Below are 16,059 nucleotides of genomic sequence, written 5' to 3'. Positions count from 1 at the left end.
GGCATCCTTGGGGTGGCCGCCCCCGCTAGACCCGGGGGCGGCCATATTGCTGTTCACGCGCCGGGAGCTCGCGTGATACCGGTGGCCTTCATGCCGCGCCTGATCAGCTCCAGGGCGCGGGCGAGGTGCTGAGCGCACAGGAGGATCTCGCCGTCAGGGTCGACCACCTCGGACGTGCACTGGTTGAGGTGCCGGACCAGGTAGCGGCAGATCGGCCGCCGCTCGGGGGCGGCTACGGCGGTTTTGACGGTGCTCACGCGGTCACCCGGAGAACGATCGCGCACACGATCAGACACACTGCGCAGATGGCGAGGACGATTCCGGTGAGCGGGTTTCGGGATGCGGCCTTGAGGTTGTCCCAGCCGGCGAGCACGGGCGCGGGATCCTGCTCGGCCGCATAGGAAAGCTCGACGCCCGCCCGCTCGGCCAGGCGCTGGACGGCTTCAGCGAATGTGAGGTTGTTGCGCTTCATCACGAACGTGATGACGTCACCGCCCTCACCGCAGCCGAAGCAGAAATACATGCCGCGCTCGGGCGTGACGTGGAACGACGGCGTAGTCTCCCTCTCTCCGCGGACCTCGTGGAACGGGCACAGGCCCTTGGCGTTGCCGTCGTCGGTGTCGGTGAGGTCGACGTTGGATTCCAGCACGACGGAGTAGATCGGGTTGTGGTCGCGGACGAGGGCGATGTCCCTGTCGGTGATGCGGGTATTCGTGGGCATGGTGTTCCTTTCGGTGTTAGTGCCGGGCTTCCTCGACGGGGATGCCCTTTTCATAGATCGCCTGCCACGGCCACTGAGTGCCGTACATCAGTCGGTGCGGCCAGGACCGTTCGTCACGGTCGCCACGGAACCGCTCGACCGTGACCGTGTTGGGCATGCCCTGCTTGCGGCGTAGCGCGATCCCGAACTCGGGCCAGCGCAGCCACACGCCGGACCCCATCGGCCTGAGAGACCGCTGTCCGTTTTGTTCCATTGGTGCGTGCGTCTCCAGCCACAGGGCTATGCCGTAGCGGGCGCGGAAGGTGTCCAGGATGCGCGCTACCTGGCCGTTGACCTGCTCCGCCTTCTCGCCGCCGCCCTCGGTGAATGCCTTGTACAGGGGGCCTAGGAAGAGCGCTTCGCAGCGACTTTCGACGATGACCCGCTCCACGAGGTGCTGGTCGTGGGGCTTGCGCAGGTCGATGCCGCCCGGTCGAGTCCACCGCCAGCAGCGGTCCTCTTCCCAGCCCTCCGTCTTGCGGCCCTGGTTGGTCAGGTGGCGGGCCTTACGTCTGACGAGCGGAGGCGGGTTCTCCAGGTCGATGTACAGCGTCCTGACGGGGGGGATCCGCGTGCGCCAATCGAACGGGTGAATCCCAGCCGCGAGCATGACCGCCATCTGCCGGGCCAGGGTCGTCTTGCCCGCCCCTTCGGAGGCGACCACGATCACGCGGTCCATCCGCTCGAGCACGCCCGGGACCAGCCAGTCGTGTTCCTCGTCCGTCTCGTCGACGAAGGAGCCCATGGTCGAGAAGCCCTCGATCGTCTCCTCGTCACTCGTGGTCAGGAGCCGGAAGCGGCTCAGCGCGTCACCCGTGGCCACGAGTAGGTCATCGGAGGTGATGTCCTCGTGGTAGCCCTGGCTCGCGATCCGAGTGAGTTCCTCGATCGCGATCGCCTTGGTGCCCAGTTCGCGGACACGGCCGACGTAGTAGCCGACGTTGGCGGCCGTGGCCACGTACGCCGACAAGTCGTTGAGGTACATGTCGCCGCCGGCTTCCGCCAGCTTCTTGACCTTGTTCAGCTCGGCGCGGACGCTCAGCACCTCCACGGGCTCGCCACGGCGGTACAGGTCGACGATGGCGCGGAAGATCGGTCGATGCTGTGGGCGGTAGAAGTGATCGGCAGACAGGTGCGTGAACACCGCGTTAGCGGCGTTCGGCGAGATCAGAGCGGCACCTAGGGCGGACTTCTCGGCGTCGATGTCGTGGGGCAGTGCCCGCGCGTCAGTCATGGTCGCGCCAGGCGGCCACTTCGGGGTCTTCCATGTCGTCCTCGGGTTTGTGGTTGGGCAGGTACTTCTCGTAGCGCCCATCGCGCAGGAAGCGGACGGGCGTTTTGACGTACTTGCGGATGCGGGAGCGCTCCGGGTCGTCGCGGTAGCCCTGAGCAGCGATGAGGAGGTCCTCAGGGGTGAGACCTCGCTCGATCGTCTCGGCCCATGCTCGGCTGGCGGCAAGCCTGTCCTCCTTGCAGGGCAGAGCCTCGTAGAAGGCGACAAAGCGGGGGTCGTCCACGGGCGCGGGCTTCTTTGCGCGCGACCGCTTCGCGGGCGGCTTCGCCTCCGGAGCTCCTTCGCCGCCGAAGAGAGGGATCACCTCTGCGTCGTCTGTATCTGAGGGGTATTCAGGGGTATGAGGGATAGGGGTGGAAGGTGGTCCACCCTCTTGGGATCCTGATCCGCCCTCTTGGGACCGTGGTCCACCCTCTTGGGTGGAGAGGGCGGATTCTGATCCACCCTCTGAGGGCGAATCGTGGTCCGCCCTGTTGGCGAATCGCGGGATGCGGAAGGTCGTCTGCTGGCCCTCATGGGCGTACACCGGTCGGCCATCCGCGCCCATCTTGATGGGCACCCGAACTTCCACGCCCTTCCGGCTCATCTGTTGGATGGCCTTTCGGACGCTGTCCGGCTTCAATCCGGTGCGCCTGGCGATGACCTCGAGCCCCCACTTGTCGGAGCCCCCCGGCCAGGCTTCGCGCGTATCGTCGTACGCCCGCTCAGCGATGACGACGAGCACCAGACGTTGGGCAGGCGTGAGATCTACGGGGGCGGAGTCGAGGACCTCGACCATGAGCTTGACTCCCATCACGCACCCTTACAGGTCACCGGCGGCCCTCGGCCTGCCACGCGCGCTCCGGCGCGATGGCGGACCGCAGGTACGTGGCCAGCGTGGTGAGGCCAGGACCACGGGCGTACAGAGTGATGTTCGTGGCGCCGTAGAGCACGCTCGCGAGCGTGCGCGTCGCCTCCCTGTCGCAGCCCTGCAGCAGGCCGTTGACGATGACCGCTGCGGGGCTGTCGGCGGACGCGGGCACCACGCCCTGGACGGCCGCGACCGCCTGCTTGTTGCTCAGCCAGCCGTGCACATCCGTGCTGATCGTGATGGTCAGCACAGCGAGCACCAGCGGACTGTCGGCGTGGACGATGTCCACGCGCTCGTTGTGGTTCACGGGCCCCCCGCTCGCGTCTGGTTCCTTGCTTTGGGTAAGGCGGGACCGCCCGGCGGCCGTTCTGGAAGCCGGGCTCATGCGAGCGGGTTAGCGGGTGTCCAACATGGCCACCCATGCCTGGTTGAACAGGTCGCGGTGAGCCTCGGTGTAGGCGGCCACGCTGCGCAGCGCGCCATCGATGAACCGGTCAACAGTGCCGGGCTCGGTGCCGTACTTGTCTCGGTAAAGGTTCTTGAGCTTCTTGCCAAACTTGGTCGACATCGACCGCAAGGATGCGCCCTGGATGCCGCGGTTCTCCAGGAACTCGCCCACGGTCAGCGGCCTGGTAGCAGGGTCGATGTCCGGCTCCATGCCCAGCGCGATCGCAGCAACGTGCCTGCCCTTCGCGTCCAGCCACGCGGAGTCAACGACGCCCTTGAGGTTACCGAGCACGGCGGCCTGGTCCTTGGCCCGGCGAATAGTGCGGTCGAGGTCGTCGAGCTGCTCGACGGTGGCGCGTGGATTGATCGCGCCGCCCTCTGTCCAGTACTTGCGCAGCGCGCGAGCGGACTCTGCCTGGTACTTGATGACCAGGTCTTTGACGCTTTCCTTGACCTTGTTCTCGTCGATGTTGGCCAGGAGCATCGACCAGGTGTCGAGGTCGACGGTGGCCATCTCCTGAACACGCCCCGCGGAGTCACGCGTGGGGTTCTGCCCCACGCGTCCCCACGACCGGGTCTTCAGCTTCTGGAGCTGGGTGGAGTAGTCGAGTCCGATCCCAAGGATGGTCGGGCGGATGACGACGTGGGGCTCGCCTTCGACGAGCACGGTGTGGATGAACGTGCCGTAGAACGGCATCTTGGCGATCTCGGTCATCGCGGGCCGCCTACGCGTCGGCCTGGGCGTCAACGGCGGCGGCGTCCGCCTTCATCGCCGCGATCCACTCCGCGAAGTACTCCACGGGGATGCGGCGAGAACGAGGCGTGGGCTTGATGCTCCTAAGGCGGCCCGACTGGATCGCCTTGTTGATGGTGCCCTTCGAGAGCCGGGATTCCTGCTGCACGAGCTTCGGCGTCATGAGGCGCGGCAAGTGGCTATAGGCGCTGAGGTTGATCTCGATCTGGTCGTTCTGGGACGACACGCCCACAGGGCGCACGAGGGCAGCATCCGGGAAGTGGGTTTTGGTGTGTGCTTGCACGCACGTAGACTGAGGGGCAGCTTGGCCCATGGTGGTCGCTCCTGGTCTTTGAGAGGTCGAGGAGGTTCAGCCGGGGTTAAGTTGTGGGCCCCCAGTCGGGCGCTGTGATCATGGAGTCCAGTCCGTGATCGCGCTCGCTGGGGGCTAAATGCTTTCCGGACACCAGAGGTTTACCGGAAGCTCTCTTGGCCCTCTGAGGTCCGCTGGACAGCAGACTACACGGTCGGGCCCCCGACAGGGACGGGCAACGCGGCCCTAGCGGCCAGACCTTCGCACCTTTGCCGCAGGGCACAACCCGTCCGACGCATGCGCAAGGCACAAGCCCCCAGGTAGCGGGGTGTGTTCTGTCTATGCACACTGCCGCCGGGTGCGAACTAAACGCGACTCCGAAAAACTTCCTGCGCCGTGCAATAGAGATCACGAGAGATTAAGAACGCAACGAGACGCAACAAGACGTAAGACGGGATCCCAGGTGGCGAGGCAGGTTCAGGCAGGGTAACGATAGGAAGCGATAGGGAACTGTCGGCGGCACAGATTGGCACAGATTGACACAGGCTTTATGACAGCAGGAGACAGCTATGTTCGCATGCGCAGGCGTGCGCTTCTCCGCGCACGTGCACGTTCCCTCGCGCCCCCTTTACCCTTCTACCTGCTGCTACAACTTGCTACAACCGCCAACAGCTTGCATATGCGCATGAGCGCAGCTAGCGTCTCATGCACAGGCAAGCTGTCAGGGAGCAGCGGCTGAGAGCCTCACCAAATGTTTCCTACTGAGACGACTTGGACAACGAGATGACCACGTTCGCCGACTGGGTGAGCACCACCGCCAAGGGTTTCGGCTACAAGACGGACGCCGCGCTCGCTCAGGCGATCGGCGTGCAGCAGTCCACCGTGACGCGGTGGCGCCAGGGTAACCAGCCGCAGATCAAACACTTGGTCGCCCTCGCGTACCTGTTCAGGATGCGCATCGATCCGCTCCTGGCCATGTCTGAACACGTTCCAGCAGATCTCCTCAGTGACGCAGATCCCCCCGGCCCGCCAATGACCGAGAGCGTGCGACACATCCGCGATGCCTCCTTGAGTGACAACCACAAGGAGGCCCTGACCCGCTATTGGGATCAGCGCCTGAACGAGGAACGCCAGAAGTTGTACCGCCTCATCAGCTATCTGGAGCAGAGCGAGGAGGCCCCGAAGCAGGCCGCCGGGGCCGAACTGCTTCACGTGCTTAGGCTTACGGTCCAAACGCACGCCGGACATCACCTGACGGAGCTGGTCGAGGCCACGATGTCGGTCGAGGCCTCTCTGCGCAAGCGCCGGCGCCGCGGATCACGTCTTGACGACCTCGCTGAGATCTACGTAGAAAGCGACCTCGTGCAGGTAGTAACCGACGACGGGGGCAACACGCTGGAGAGGAAAGACAGACGGGAGTTGGAGCCATGACGGCAAGAAAGCCGCGGACGAGAGGAAACCGCGAGGCGCGGCCCTACCAGCGCAAGAGCGACGGTAAGTGGTGCGTGCCGATCTACTTACCTACAGGCCGACGGAAGGTCATCTACGGCGACAGCCGTACCGAGGTCGTCGAGAAGAAGCGGCAGGCCGAGGCGGAGATCGAGGCCGGGCAGCCGATCACGGCGGGACGGACCGACCTGCTGTCTCACTACCTGCTCAAAGTGTGGCTGACGACGACGCTGCCGCAGCGCGTCGAGGCTGGCCGGCTCGCCGAGTCGACGTTCGACTCGTACAGGGACACGGTGGTCAAGCACGTCGTTCCGCACCTGGGCCATGTGCGGCTGGTCGATCTCTCGACCACGCATATCCGGGAGTGGCTGCGGGAGCTCGCGAAGAAGCCGAGCGGCCGTCAACGTCAGAAGCTGCGCCCCGGCGAGACGGAGCTGCCGCCGCCCGCGAAGCTCTCCGCGCGCACCATCGCCATCTGCTACGCGACGCTACGCAAGGCGCTGAACGACGCGGTGAAGGACGAGTCGGTCAAGCGAAATGTCTGCCTGCTGGTAGACGCACCTGCCAACACGGTGAAGGAGATGGAGGCGCTGACGAAGGAGGAGGCGACCCGCCTGCTCGCCGAGGCCGCCGGGGATCGGCTGTGGGCGTACTGGCTCGTGGTCCTGGCGCTGGGGTTGCGCCGCGGCGAAGGTCTGGGCATGCGCTGGTCGTTGACCGATCTGGATGTCGGGACGACCCGGTTGGAGAAGACCATCCAACGTCTGCGTGGCGATCTCGACGAGGAGACCGGCAAGCGTAAGGGCCGACTGGTGGAGAAGAGCCTGAAGACGGCCGCCTCACAGGCGACGCTGGCACTGCCGCAAGTGGTGATCGAGGCACTGGCTGAGCACCACAAGGTTCAAGAGGATGAGCGGAAGGCTGCACCGGTCTGGCTGGATCCGGATCTGGTGTTCTGTACCGGGCTGGGCACGCCGCTGGAGCCGCGCAATGTCAACCGGGAGTGGTACGCGCTGGTCGGCCGAGCCGAGATCGGCCGGAAGGTGCGCATCCATGATCTGCGCCACGCGGCGGCGACATTCTTGTTCAGCCAGGGCACGGACACGAAGAAGGTTCAGGGCGCCCTGAGGCACGCGTCCCACGGGACGACGGCCAACCTCTACATTCATCTGCTCGAAGAGGTGCGGCGCGAGACGGCCGACACCATGAACGAGGTTCTGACGGACCTCGGCGCCTACCGTGAGAAGCGCCGGAGAGCCTCATGAGCGTCCGTTGCTACACGCGCTGCTACATCGGAGATCAAGAAGGCCCCTCCCGGGGTCCGGAAAGGGCCTTCTACCTGCGAGCCGACGAGGGGAATCGAACCCCTGACCTTCTGTTTACAAGACAGATGCTCTGCCGATTGAGCTACGTCGGCGCGGCCTATCAGTGTAGACGGTCAGCGACCCCGATGACGAGCCACCTCGTACAACGCCACACCAGCCGCCACCCCAGCGTTCAACGACTCCGCAGCCGCCCGCATGGGAATCCGTGCCACAACGTCGCACTGCTCCCGCACCAGCCGCGACAGCCCCTTGCCCTCGGAGCCCACCACGACCACCAGCGGCTCGCTCAGCAGGTCGACGTCGCCGATGTCCGCGCTGCCCTCGCCATCGAGTCCGATCACGAACAGGCCGGCGTCCCGGTACTCCCGCAGCGCCGCCGTGAGGTTGGATGCCCGTGCCACGCGGAGGTTGGCCAGCGTGCCAGCGGAGGTCTTCCAGGCCCCGCCCGTCACTCCGGCCGAACGCCGCGACGGGATCAGCAGCCCATGCGCCCCGAAAGCGGTCGCCGAACGCGCGATGGCGCCCAGGTTGCGGGGGTCGGTGACGCTGTCGAGGGCCACGACCAAGGGGACTTCTGCCGCATCCTGCGCCAATTCGACCAGCTCAGAAGGGTGCGCATAGTCATAGGCCGGGATCTGCAGCACGATCCCCTGGTGAACGGCGCCTTCGGTGAGCCGGTCAAGCTTCTCGCGGGTCGATTCGAGCAGCGCGATGCCCCGCTCCGTCGCGACCTTGATCGAGTCGCGTACGCGGTCGTCGCTCTCGATGCGCTGCGCGACATACAGCGCGGTGGCCGGCACTCCGGCGACCAGGGCTTCGAGCACCGGGTTTCGGCCGCCGATGTATTCGGGCGCGTCCTCGGAACGCCGCTGCCGGGCCGGGCCAGGCCGCCGTCCGCCTTGCTCCTCGCGGGCGATCCGTTCGGAACGGGCCTTGTCCTTGTACCAGTGACGCATCTCGGCAGGCGGGGTGGAGCCCCTGCCCTCGAGCCCGCGGCGTCCCTGCCCACCGGTGCCCTTGGACGGGCCCTTCTTCTTCGCGGGCCTGCCCGATGCCCTACCGCCTGCTGCCATGGCATTAAGCGTACTCGGGCCACCACCCACCTCACGCCTCGCTCAAGATCACACTCTGCTATGAGTACGGCCGGAGCCGTACGACCTGCACGCCCCTCAGCTCGATAGGAGCCAGTTGGTTCTCTTGCGCCGATAGAGGGTGACTATCCCGGCGCATCCTCTTTCAGCCCATTCAGTTACTCTAAGTACATACACATGTTCATATTGTTTCCCGAAAGGCGAAATATATGGATAGGCGAACGTTCTCCAAGCTGCTCCTCGCGGGAACGGCCGCGGCTGCACTGCCCAACCTCCCTGCCGCCTCGGCCTCGGCGGTCGTACCCGATAACCGGAAGGCGCCGCTGAAGCAGATCAAAGCTGGTGTCCTGAATGTCGGGTACGCAGAGGCCGGTCCCACCAACGGCCCTGCGGTCATCCTGCTGCACGGGTTCCCGTACGACATCCAGAGCTTTGTCGAGGTGACACCCCTGCTGGCAAAGGAGGGCTATCGAGTGATCGTCCCTTACCTCCGGGGCCACGGCACGACCCGCTTCCTCTCGGACCGGACATTCCGGAACGCCCAGCAGTCGGTGATCGCCCTCGACATCATCGCCCTGATGGACGCCCTCAAGATCGAGAAGGCGATCCTGGCCGGGTTCGACTGGGGATCGCGTACGGCCGACATCATCGCCGCCCTCTGGCCCGAGCGCTGCAAGGCCCTGGTCTCCGTGAGCGGCTACCTGATCACCAACCGCGAGGCGCAAAAGGAGCCCCTGCCGCCGCGGGCCGAGCTGGCCTGGTGGTATCAGTACTACTTCGCCACCGAGAGGGGCCGACTCGGCCTCGAACGGTACCGGCACGATTTCGCCAGGCTCATCTGGGAGAACGTTTCCCCGACCTGGAAGTTCGACGATGCCACGTTCGAGCGCACGGCGGCGTCCTTCACGAACCCGGACTGGGTGCCCATCGTGATCCACAACTACCGCTGGCGGCTGAGCCTGGCCGCGGGCGACCCGAGGTACGACGGCATCGAGAAGCGACTGGCCGCGGCTCCGGCCATCTCCCTGCCCACGATCACCCTCGACGGCGAACGCGACCCCTTCACTCCCCCAGGCGACGGCTCTGCCTACCGCAAGCACTTCACCGGCAAGTACGTACACCGGACCCTGCGGGGAATCGGCCACAACGTGCCGCAGGAAGCTCCGCAGCCGTTCGCCGAAGCCGTCGTCGAAGTGGACAAGCTCTGAAGAGCTAAGAGCTACGACGCCCCCTGCCCGCCCATCCGAGCCTCCGGTCGAGGGAATCGGAACAACCCGTGCAACCTCCCCAAAGCCTCGAGATCCCCAAAAGCCCTCGCGGCTCCACTCTTGATCGCATCGCCAAGCGTCCCCCGCCCAGCCCCCATGTCCACCAGAACATCGTCATCCATCTCAATAACGACATCCGGCCGCTGAGCGGGCCCATGCATCGTTTCGATCGTCCCGTCGTCGACTCGAGCGTGAAAGACCTCATCGGAAACCCGGAACTCGTACACCGCCCGCAACCCCACCGCCGCCTCCGGCTCGAAGCCGACCCGCAACGCCAGCACCGCCCACCCAGCCTGGAACGCCTCCCCTTCCTTGCGCTCCCCCATCGCCCACTTCATGCCCCATCGCGCCAGAGCCAGCACCGCAGGCCCCAGCTCCTCACCGGCTTCGGTCAGGGCATAAGCAGGGGTACGCGCCGGCGCAGGTAGCACGATCTTGCGTACCAGCCCCTCACGTTCGAGATGCTTCATTCGAGCTGCCAGCAGCCCGGTGCCCAGTCCGCGAAGGCTGTGCTGCAGATCTCCGAACCGCTTCGGCCCGGTCAGCAACTCGCGCACGAGCAGCAGCGTCCATCGCTCGCCCACGATGTCCAAGGTCCGGGCAGTGGCACAGAACTGGTTGTACGATCGCTGATCCACTTCAACATTCTAAGCTTCGGGCTTCCTGTTTCTGAACTGCGTACTCAAAGGCAGTCCCGGACAGGTCGCCGGTCATCTCCATGTTCGTCTCGCGGGTGATGTGCAACCGGGACAGCACGTCCTCAGCCGCGCTCAGCTGTTCCGACGGTTCGGTGATCTGCTCGCGAAGCAGGACGGCTTCGGCCTAGGCGGCGGTCGGGAGACGACCCCCATCCCCTGCCGACCTGCTCCGTTCGGATTAGCGAAACACCTGGCCATGGCCATATCCGCCCGATTCTTTCCCGAGCACTACGTCGACCCCGAATTGCTGAATGCCGCAATTGCTGCGAGGCTCAAAGTAGGCTCGGCGTGAGCGCCGATCGTGTAAAGTCGGGAAGAATTACACTGGTGCGCTTAATTCCTTACACAGATCCCTGACCTGCGAATTTGATTGTCCTAATAGCTATGGACAATGTTCGGATGACTTTACAGGGCAGATCGCTTGCCGGAGCCGGGCAGCGACGGTCAGAGTGGTGCCGTTCCCAGTGCCGGGGTTCGTTATCGGCGCCATTGACAGGCGTGCGGATATTCCGCTGAATCGCTGTACGCGGTTGATCGGAGACTCCCGAGTCGGAAAGTGCAGAGGATTTCTTTGAAAGGAGATCCGATGATCGGACGAAAAGGGATTACAGGAGCGGCTCTCGTCGTCGGGCTGACGGCCGGGCTTATGGCGGGGTCGTCAGCGTCGGCGCAGGCGGGGCAGGGGGTCACCACTGCCTCGGACAGCTCGGCCGTCCTGGCAGCGCCGGGCTGGTCGGCCAAGTCGTACCTGGGGATCAGCTACCACGACCGTTGCAAGGGCTGGCAGCGGATAATGACCCCGTACAGGAGCGGCGCTTACATCACGACCAGCAGGCAGGTCCACTGCGAGAAGGGCGAGTGGGGCCGCCGGGCCGTGGTCAAGACGAGCCTCCAGCAGTATCGCGGACTCGGTTTCTGGCGGACGAAGGCCACCTCGGAGGTGAAAAAGGGAAGGGAGGCGTTCACCGTGACGACGACACCTTCGTGGAAGTGCTCCGGCGGTAGCCAGCTCTACCGGAACCAGACGAAGGTGCATCTCTACTCCCTCCTGCGTGGCAGCGAAGTGGCCACCCTGTACAAGCGGTCGCAGGAGCGTCGGATCCGGTGTTGATCCCGGGCTGGGACGGGGACGTAGCTCGGCCGGACTTCCGCCCTTGGCGCTCGCGTGAGCGCCAAGGGCGTCTTCTTCCGAAGGAGTGAGCGGCGGATGGGATCGCGTGAGAGAAGGCATGTCCCGGCGTGGCGCGTGATCGTCGGCGGGGTCGTGCCGGCCGTCCTGGCATTCGTGCTGTGGGCGACGGTCTCGGTGGCGGAGGAGAAACCGTACGAGGACGTCAAAAGGCAGTACATCGCCGCCGTAGACGCGGTGTGTGAGGAAGCGTCCCGGCAGTCGGATCTCCGCGAGGAGCCACCTGCGAACCTGCGCGAGGAGGTGGACGAACTGCGCCGCGCGTCGGAGTCGATGACCAGCACCATCGCCGCGATAGAAGCGATCGCGCCGCCAGGTGGTGACGTCCCGCGGGTACGGGAGAGGTTCTTCGTGCCCGCCAGGGCGCTGGCCGCGAGCCTGCGCGAACTCAGCGCAAGCGCGGAGACGGCGATGCGCGCGGGCAGGGAGGGCGAGGCGAAGAAGGCGGTGGAACAGTCCTTGGAACCGGATGAGAACGAGAAGACGCTGCGATCCTTCGCGGCGGAGTACGGCTTCCGGGCATGCGCGGGTGAATGACCACGGCCCCCGAGTAGACCGCAGAATTCCGGACTTATTCGGACAATTCAGGTAATCTCATTTGCTCTCAGGTGTCACAGGCCATGCCGGAGTCGTCGGCATGGCCGGATGACGGCGCCGGACAGGGCAGGTGAAGATGCCGGAATTACCGGGGACATCAGGCTCGCAGGGGGACGAGCCTGGCCCGCTGCGGACGGGCATGGGATCGCGACCTGGGCGAAAGCCGGTCCGGCTGGACCCGGCCGCGGGCCCGGTGGCGGCCCTCGCGCATCGGCTGTGGGAGCTCAAGGCGGAGGCGGGGGACCCGTCCTACGCGGAGATGTCGACCCGCATGGGCGCGGCGGCCTCGAAGTCCTCACTGGCGGCCGCCGCCCGGGGGCAGGTGCTCCCGACCTGGGAGACGACGTGGGAGTTCGTCCGGGTCCTCGCGGTCGACCGGCTGAAGCAGGACGCCGCGGAGGCCAGGCGCGAGTGGCGAGCCCACTGGGAGCGGGCCGCGAGCGCCGCACGTAGCGAGATCACCGAGGACCGTACGGGTCACGACCAGACCTACACCGGGCAGGCGGAGCACCTCGAACGCCGAGCCCGGCCCCTCCTTGCCAGAAGGCTGGCCATGATCGCAGCGGTCGCGACCGCCGGTGCCGCCCTCTTCACCTGGCTCGCCCCACTTTCCGGAAAGAACAAGCCCACCACGTCGGCCACCCCGGCTCAGGCTGCCTCCTCCTACGACGATTCCGCCTTCGAGCAGGACGTCACCCATCCGGACGGCACGGTGGTGAAGACGGGGGCGGAGTTCACGAAGATCTGGCGGATCAGGAACACCGGCACCATCCCGTGGCGTGGACGCTATCTCACCCGGCTGAACGACACCCCCTGCCGCGCCCCCAAACGGGTCGAGATCCGCGTGGTCCAGCCGGGCGAGCCCGTCGACATCGCGGTACGCGTCCGCGCATCGGACTCCCCCGGCAGATGCAAGATCTTCTGGAAGATGACCGACGAGACCGGGACTCAGCTGCTGTCCGCCAAGAAGCCGATCTTCCTGGACGTGGTCGTCGGCTGATCAGCTCTCGAAGCACATCTTGGCCGGGTCGAAGGACCCCCTGTCATGGCCTCGGCCGCACGCCATCGTGCGGGTGGGGTGGCTCAAATGCCCCACGGCTTTGCCCCTCCGGGTGATGACGGTGCTCAAGGGCGGGCGGCGCGGTCGAGTACGTCGTGGATCAGGGCGACCACTCACACTGCGAAATCACCGGCACCAGCCCTCAGAAGTACGGCAGTGACAGCACCCGGATCGGTGAGCAGCACATCATGTGGCCCGTCCAGCGCGATGGTTCGATAGCCGACCGCCTCGGCGAACCTGTCGAAGGCAAAGGTCTGCGGCCGGCAGTAGGCCCCTGTCCCAGGGATCCGATCGACGGCCCCGGTCAGGCGCGTGCCTTCGGTGAAGGTACGCAGCGGCTGCGGACGCAACCGCTCCTGAAGCCACGCGGCGTCAGCCGGGTCGGTGATGCCGAAGAGCGCCGACGCGGGAGCGGGCACCTGCCAGCCATCGGCCGAAGCCTGAACGAACTTTACGAACCCTTCGGGAGCTAGGCTGAGCAGGCTGTCCCCGTTCGTCCCGGCCCAGCCCTCCACCATGATCACATGGTCAACGCGTTCGGGACGGAGGTCGGCTGCCTGCCGTACCACCAAGCCCCCGTAACTGTGCCCAACCAGCACAACACCGCCGCCAGAGCGGACATCGACCACGTGACGGCTCTCGGCCTCAGCCCCAGCACCGGCCCTGGACCCAGTCCCGGCCGCGGTCTCTGCCCCGGCCCCAGCACCGCCTTCAGCCCCGGCCTCCGTCTCTGCCCTGGCTCCGGCCCCCTTGGTCTCGACGCCCTTGGTCTCGACGCCCTTGGTCTCGGTGCCGGTCTCGGCTTCGGCAGCGTCGATTGCGGCGACGACCTGTGCCACATGATCATGCAGACCCACGTCACGGCCATACACAAGGTCAGGAACAACAGTGCGCGCTCCAACGCGTTCGAGCAAGGGAACGACGCGATCCCACGCCCAGGGACCATGCCAAGCACCGGAAACCAGAACAAAGGTGGTCATGGACGGATCTCCGCGCGAAGCCGCGGCAACACCCGGCCGGCGAACTCCTCCAACGCCGCGCGATGGTCATCCACGGCGAACCGGATCACCACGTGCCGCACCCCAGCCGAGGTGTACGCGTTCAGCCAATCGACCGCATCGGCCGCGGATCCGGCGAACGTCGCCTGAATGGACTCGATGAACTCGAGCGGCGCGTTGTAGTAGCGCTCAATACTGGTCCGCAGACGGCCTCGCGCCCGCTCAGGGTCATCATCGAGACAGACCGTCGCGTACAGCGCAGGCGTAATCACCCGCGCTCCCTCACCCCCAGCAGGCCCCACCAGGGAGTCCGCTTCACCCACGGCAGGCCCCACCAGAGGTTCCATCTCACCTACGCCAGGCTCCACCACAGATGCCATCTCACCCGGAACAGAGCCGCCCAGGAGCGACAAGTCCCCCGCCGCGCGAGCGCCGAGAGTTGCCGCATCGCCATACATAGGCGCAGAACCGCGCAAACGTGCCGCCTCGCCGGACGCAGGACCGCCCAGGCGTACCCCCTCACCAGACCCACGACCGCCCAGACGTGCCACCTCCTGGACCACGCCCCATTCATGGGCGTACGTCTCACTTGTCGGCGGATACGGCAACCACCCATCGGCCAGTCTTCCCACGCGCCGTAGCGCTGACGCCCCGCTTCCCGCCAGCCAGATCGGCGGCCCCCCGACCTGCGCGGGCTTGGGTTCCAGCACCACATCTTGGAAGTCGAAATGCGCGCCCTGGTACGACACCGCCCCGCCACCGGCCCACAGTCGCCGCATCACGTCGATCGACTCTTCGGTACGGCTGACCCGGCGCTTGAACGCGATGCCGAGCGCGTCGAACTGTGCCTCGGTATTCGGATGCGGGAATCCGGCGCCCATCCCGGCAATGAGGCGCCCGTCGGCGATCCGGTCCAGCGTGGCGAGTTGGTGGGCCAGCAGGATCGGATGGCGCAAGGCGGGCAGGAGCACGGCCGTGCCGAGGGTCACCCGTTCCGTCATAGCGGCCACCGCGGACAGGAGCATCAGCGGGTCCGCGCGGTGACGGGTCACCGGACTGTCGCCCGCCCAGACGGAGTCGAAGCCTAGTTCCTCGGCCAGTCGCGCCTGCTCGACCAGCGCGGACGGCTCCCGATCCCCCAGCACGACCCAGTCACGTGTCGGCAGCAGATAGCCGACCTGAGGCCTCGTCATAGTTCCTCCAGCGAAGTGATCACGATCGGATCTTAAAGCATTGACTTCCTGTTTTTGAAGTCTAAGATTCACTTTCAAGAAGACAACGATAAGGACTCCGACATGACGAAACCGCTCTATACCGCGCAGGCACAGGTGACCGGTGGCCGGGTACACGGGCACGGGCGTTCCAGCGACGGGATGCTGGATGTGAACCTGCGCCAGCCGAAAGAACTGGGTGGCGATGGTGATGGGACAAACCCGGAGCAGCTGTTCGCGGTCGGCTATGCCGCCTGCTTCTCCGCCGTCCTGACGATGCTCGGGCAACGGCAGGGATTGGAGGCTGGAGACGCGGCGGTGGACTCCAAGGTCATGCTGATCCCGAACGCCAACGGCACGTTCAAGCTCGGGGTCGAATTGGACGTGACGCTGCCCTCGATCGAGGACCAGGCGCAGGCCGCCGGTCTGGTGCGCACCGCACACCAGGTGTGCCCGTACTCCAACGCCACACGCGGCAACATCGACGTCGCTCTGTCAGTGAACGGCTCCACACTGTGAAGTGAACACCCGCCACGAGTCCAACGTGCCAGCTCAACGCCAGGGTCGCCGAGCAACGAACTCTGGGCTGCCCTGAGTTGGTTGGAGGCTCTGGTGATTTTGCCGGCGAGTGGCAGCAGCGTTTGCTGGTCGGTTTCGGACAGCGTTGGGGCTGGCCGGGGCCCTCCCGCTCCGAGAACCCCGACGCCGCGTTCCGCGCCTTTCGAGCGCGCTTCGCCGCCGCGCTGCCCGCCGGAGGACGCGTCGCCGACCTGGGA

At 65.9% G+C, this 16,059-nt stretch carries 18 protein-coding genes and 1 tRNA gene; 7 read left to right on the top strand and 12 right to left on the bottom strand.

Annotated elements, in window-relative coordinates:
- Positions 1–53 precede the first annotated feature (53 nt).
- From AB0L53_RS54615 to AB0L53_RS54585, 7 genes are all read right to left on the bottom strand, one after another.
- Positions 54–257 (bottom strand): hypothetical protein, encoded by a 204-nt coding sequence (locus tag AB0L53_RS54615; protein WP_364013472.1) that lies wholly within the window; start codon positions 255–257, stop codon positions 54–56.
- The gene (locus AB0L53_RS54610; protein ID WP_364013469.1) at positions 254–721 is read right to left on the bottom strand and encodes a CHC2 zinc finger domain-containing protein; all 468 of its coding nucleotides are present in this window, start codon (positions 719–721) and stop codon (positions 254–256) included. Before AB0L53_RS54610 ends, AB0L53_RS54615 begins: the two co-directional genes overlap by 4 nt.
- 16 nt (positions 722–737) lie before the next feature.
- The gene (locus AB0L53_RS54605) at positions 738–1,994 is read right to left on the bottom strand and encodes a DnaB-like helicase N-terminal domain-containing protein (protein WP_364013466.1); all 1,257 of its coding nucleotides are present in this window, start codon (positions 1,992–1,994) and stop codon (positions 738–740) included.
- Entirely contained in the window at positions 1,987–2,847 is an 861-nt protein-coding gene (locus AB0L53_RS54600) for a helix-turn-helix domain-containing protein (RefSeq protein ID WP_364013463.1), read from the bottom strand. The genes AB0L53_RS54605 and AB0L53_RS54600 overlap by 8 nt, the downstream gene beginning before the upstream one ends.
- 16 nt (positions 2,848–2,863) lie before the next feature.
- Positions 2,864–3,211, bottom strand: coding sequence for a hypothetical protein (locus AB0L53_RS54595; protein ID WP_364013461.1), 348 nt, complete (start codon positions 3,209–3,211; stop codon positions 2,864–2,866).
- Between the two features lie 87 nt (positions 3,212–3,298).
- Positions 3,299–4,066 carry a phage antirepressor N-terminal domain-containing protein gene (locus AB0L53_RS54590; protein ID WP_364013458.1) on the bottom strand — a complete coding sequence of 256 codons (768 nt, stop codon included), beginning with the start codon at positions 4,064–4,066 and terminating at the stop codon, positions 3,299–3,301.
- Between the two features lie 10 nt (positions 4,067–4,076).
- Positions 4,077–4,388 carry a hypothetical protein gene (locus tag AB0L53_RS54585; RefSeq protein WP_364013455.1) on the bottom strand — a complete coding sequence of 104 codons (312 nt, stop codon included), beginning with the start codon at positions 4,386–4,388 and terminating at the stop codon, positions 4,077–4,079.
- Between the two features lie 780 nt (positions 4,389–5,168).
- Between AB0L53_RS54585 and AB0L53_RS54580 the strand changes: the two genes are divergently transcribed.
- Complete coding sequence (locus AB0L53_RS54580; RefSeq protein WP_364013453.1) at positions 5,169–5,828, top strand: hypothetical protein; 660 nt, start codon at positions 5,169–5,171, stop codon at positions 5,826–5,828.
- Positions 5,825–7,111: a tyrosine-type recombinase/integrase gene (locus AB0L53_RS54575; protein ID WP_364013450.1), complete on the top strand. Its 1,287-nt coding sequence runs from the start codon at positions 5,825–5,827 to the stop codon at positions 7,109–7,111. Before AB0L53_RS54580 ends, AB0L53_RS54575 begins: the two co-directional genes overlap by 4 nt.
- Positions 7,112–7,190: 79 nt before the next feature.
- Here AB0L53_RS54575 and AB0L53_RS54570 read toward each other — a convergent pair.
- Together AB0L53_RS54570 and rlmB are read right to left on the bottom strand one after the other, a co-directional pair.
- A tRNA-Thr gene (locus AB0L53_RS54570) sits at positions 7,191–7,263 on the bottom strand.
- Positions 7,264–7,284: 21 nt separating this feature from the next.
- A complete protein-coding gene (gene rlmB / locus AB0L53_RS54565) occupies positions 7,285–8,244 on the bottom strand; it encodes a 23S rRNA (guanosine(2251)-2'-O)-methyltransferase RlmB (RefSeq protein WP_358557778.1) in 960 nt (319 codons plus the stop codon).
- A 227-nt stretch (positions 8,245–8,471) separates the two neighbouring features.
- Between rlmB and AB0L53_RS54560 the strand changes: the two genes are divergently transcribed.
- Entirely contained in the window at positions 8,472–9,470 is a 999-nt protein-coding gene (locus tag AB0L53_RS54560) for an alpha/beta hydrolase (RefSeq protein ID WP_364013446.1), read from the top strand.
- An 11-nt stretch (positions 9,471–9,481) separates the two neighbouring features.
- On the opposite strand, the gene AB0L53_RS54555 is transcribed toward AB0L53_RS54560, so the two are convergent.
- A complete protein-coding gene (locus tag AB0L53_RS54555; protein ID WP_364013443.1) occupies positions 9,482–10,168 on the bottom strand; it encodes a winged helix-turn-helix transcriptional regulator in 687 nt (228 codons plus the stop codon).
- 646 nt (positions 10,169–10,814) lie between these two features.
- Here AB0L53_RS54555 and AB0L53_RS54550 point away from each other — a divergent pair.
- The 3 genes from AB0L53_RS54550 (at position 10,815) to AB0L53_RS54540 (ending at position 13,014) form a co-directional block, all read left to right on the top strand.
- Entirely contained in the window at positions 10,815–11,339 is a 525-nt protein-coding gene (locus AB0L53_RS54550; RefSeq protein ID WP_364013440.1) for a hypothetical protein, read from the top strand.
- Positions 11,340–11,435: 96 nt separating this feature from the next.
- The gene (locus AB0L53_RS54545) at positions 11,436–11,954 is read left to right on the top strand and encodes a hypothetical protein (protein ID WP_364013433.1); all 519 of its coding nucleotides are present in this window, start codon (positions 11,436–11,438) and stop codon (positions 11,952–11,954) included.
- Between the two features lie 199 nt (positions 11,955–12,153).
- The gene (locus AB0L53_RS54540) at positions 12,154–13,014 is read left to right on the top strand and encodes an NBR1-Ig-like domain-containing protein (RefSeq protein WP_364013430.1); all 861 of its coding nucleotides are present in this window, start codon (positions 12,154–12,156) and stop codon (positions 13,012–13,014) included.
- A gap of 173 nt (positions 13,015–13,187) precedes the next feature.
- Here the strand turns inward: AB0L53_RS54540 and AB0L53_RS54535 are convergent, their stop codons facing one another.
- Both AB0L53_RS54535 and AB0L53_RS54530 read right to left on the bottom strand, forming a co-directional pair.
- Positions 13,188–14,054 (bottom strand): alpha/beta fold hydrolase, encoded by an 867-nt coding sequence (locus AB0L53_RS54535; protein ID WP_364013427.1) that lies wholly within the window; start codon positions 14,052–14,054, stop codon positions 13,188–13,190.
- Positions 14,051–15,337, bottom strand: a complete 1,287-nt coding sequence (locus AB0L53_RS54530) for an LLM class flavin-dependent oxidoreductase (RefSeq protein ID WP_364013686.1) — start codon at positions 15,335–15,337, stop codon at positions 14,051–14,053. Before AB0L53_RS54530 ends, AB0L53_RS54535 begins: the two co-directional genes overlap by 4 nt.
- Before the next feature lie 30 nt (positions 15,338–15,367).
- Here AB0L53_RS54530 and AB0L53_RS54525 point away from each other — a divergent pair, with 30 nt between their 5' ends.
- Positions 15,368–15,802, top strand: coding sequence for an organic hydroperoxide resistance protein (locus AB0L53_RS54525; protein ID WP_364013424.1), 435 nt, complete (start codon positions 15,368–15,370; stop codon positions 15,800–15,802).
- The last annotated feature ends 257 nt before the right edge of the window (positions 15,803–16,059 follow it).

This window comes from Nonomuraea sp. NPDC052129, assembly GCF_040680095.1.
In the GTDB taxonomy this organism is placed as follows: Bacteria; Actinomycetota; Actinomycetes; order Streptosporangiales; family Streptosporangiaceae; genus Nonomuraea.
This window is presented reverse-complemented; position numbering and strand designations above follow the sequence as displayed.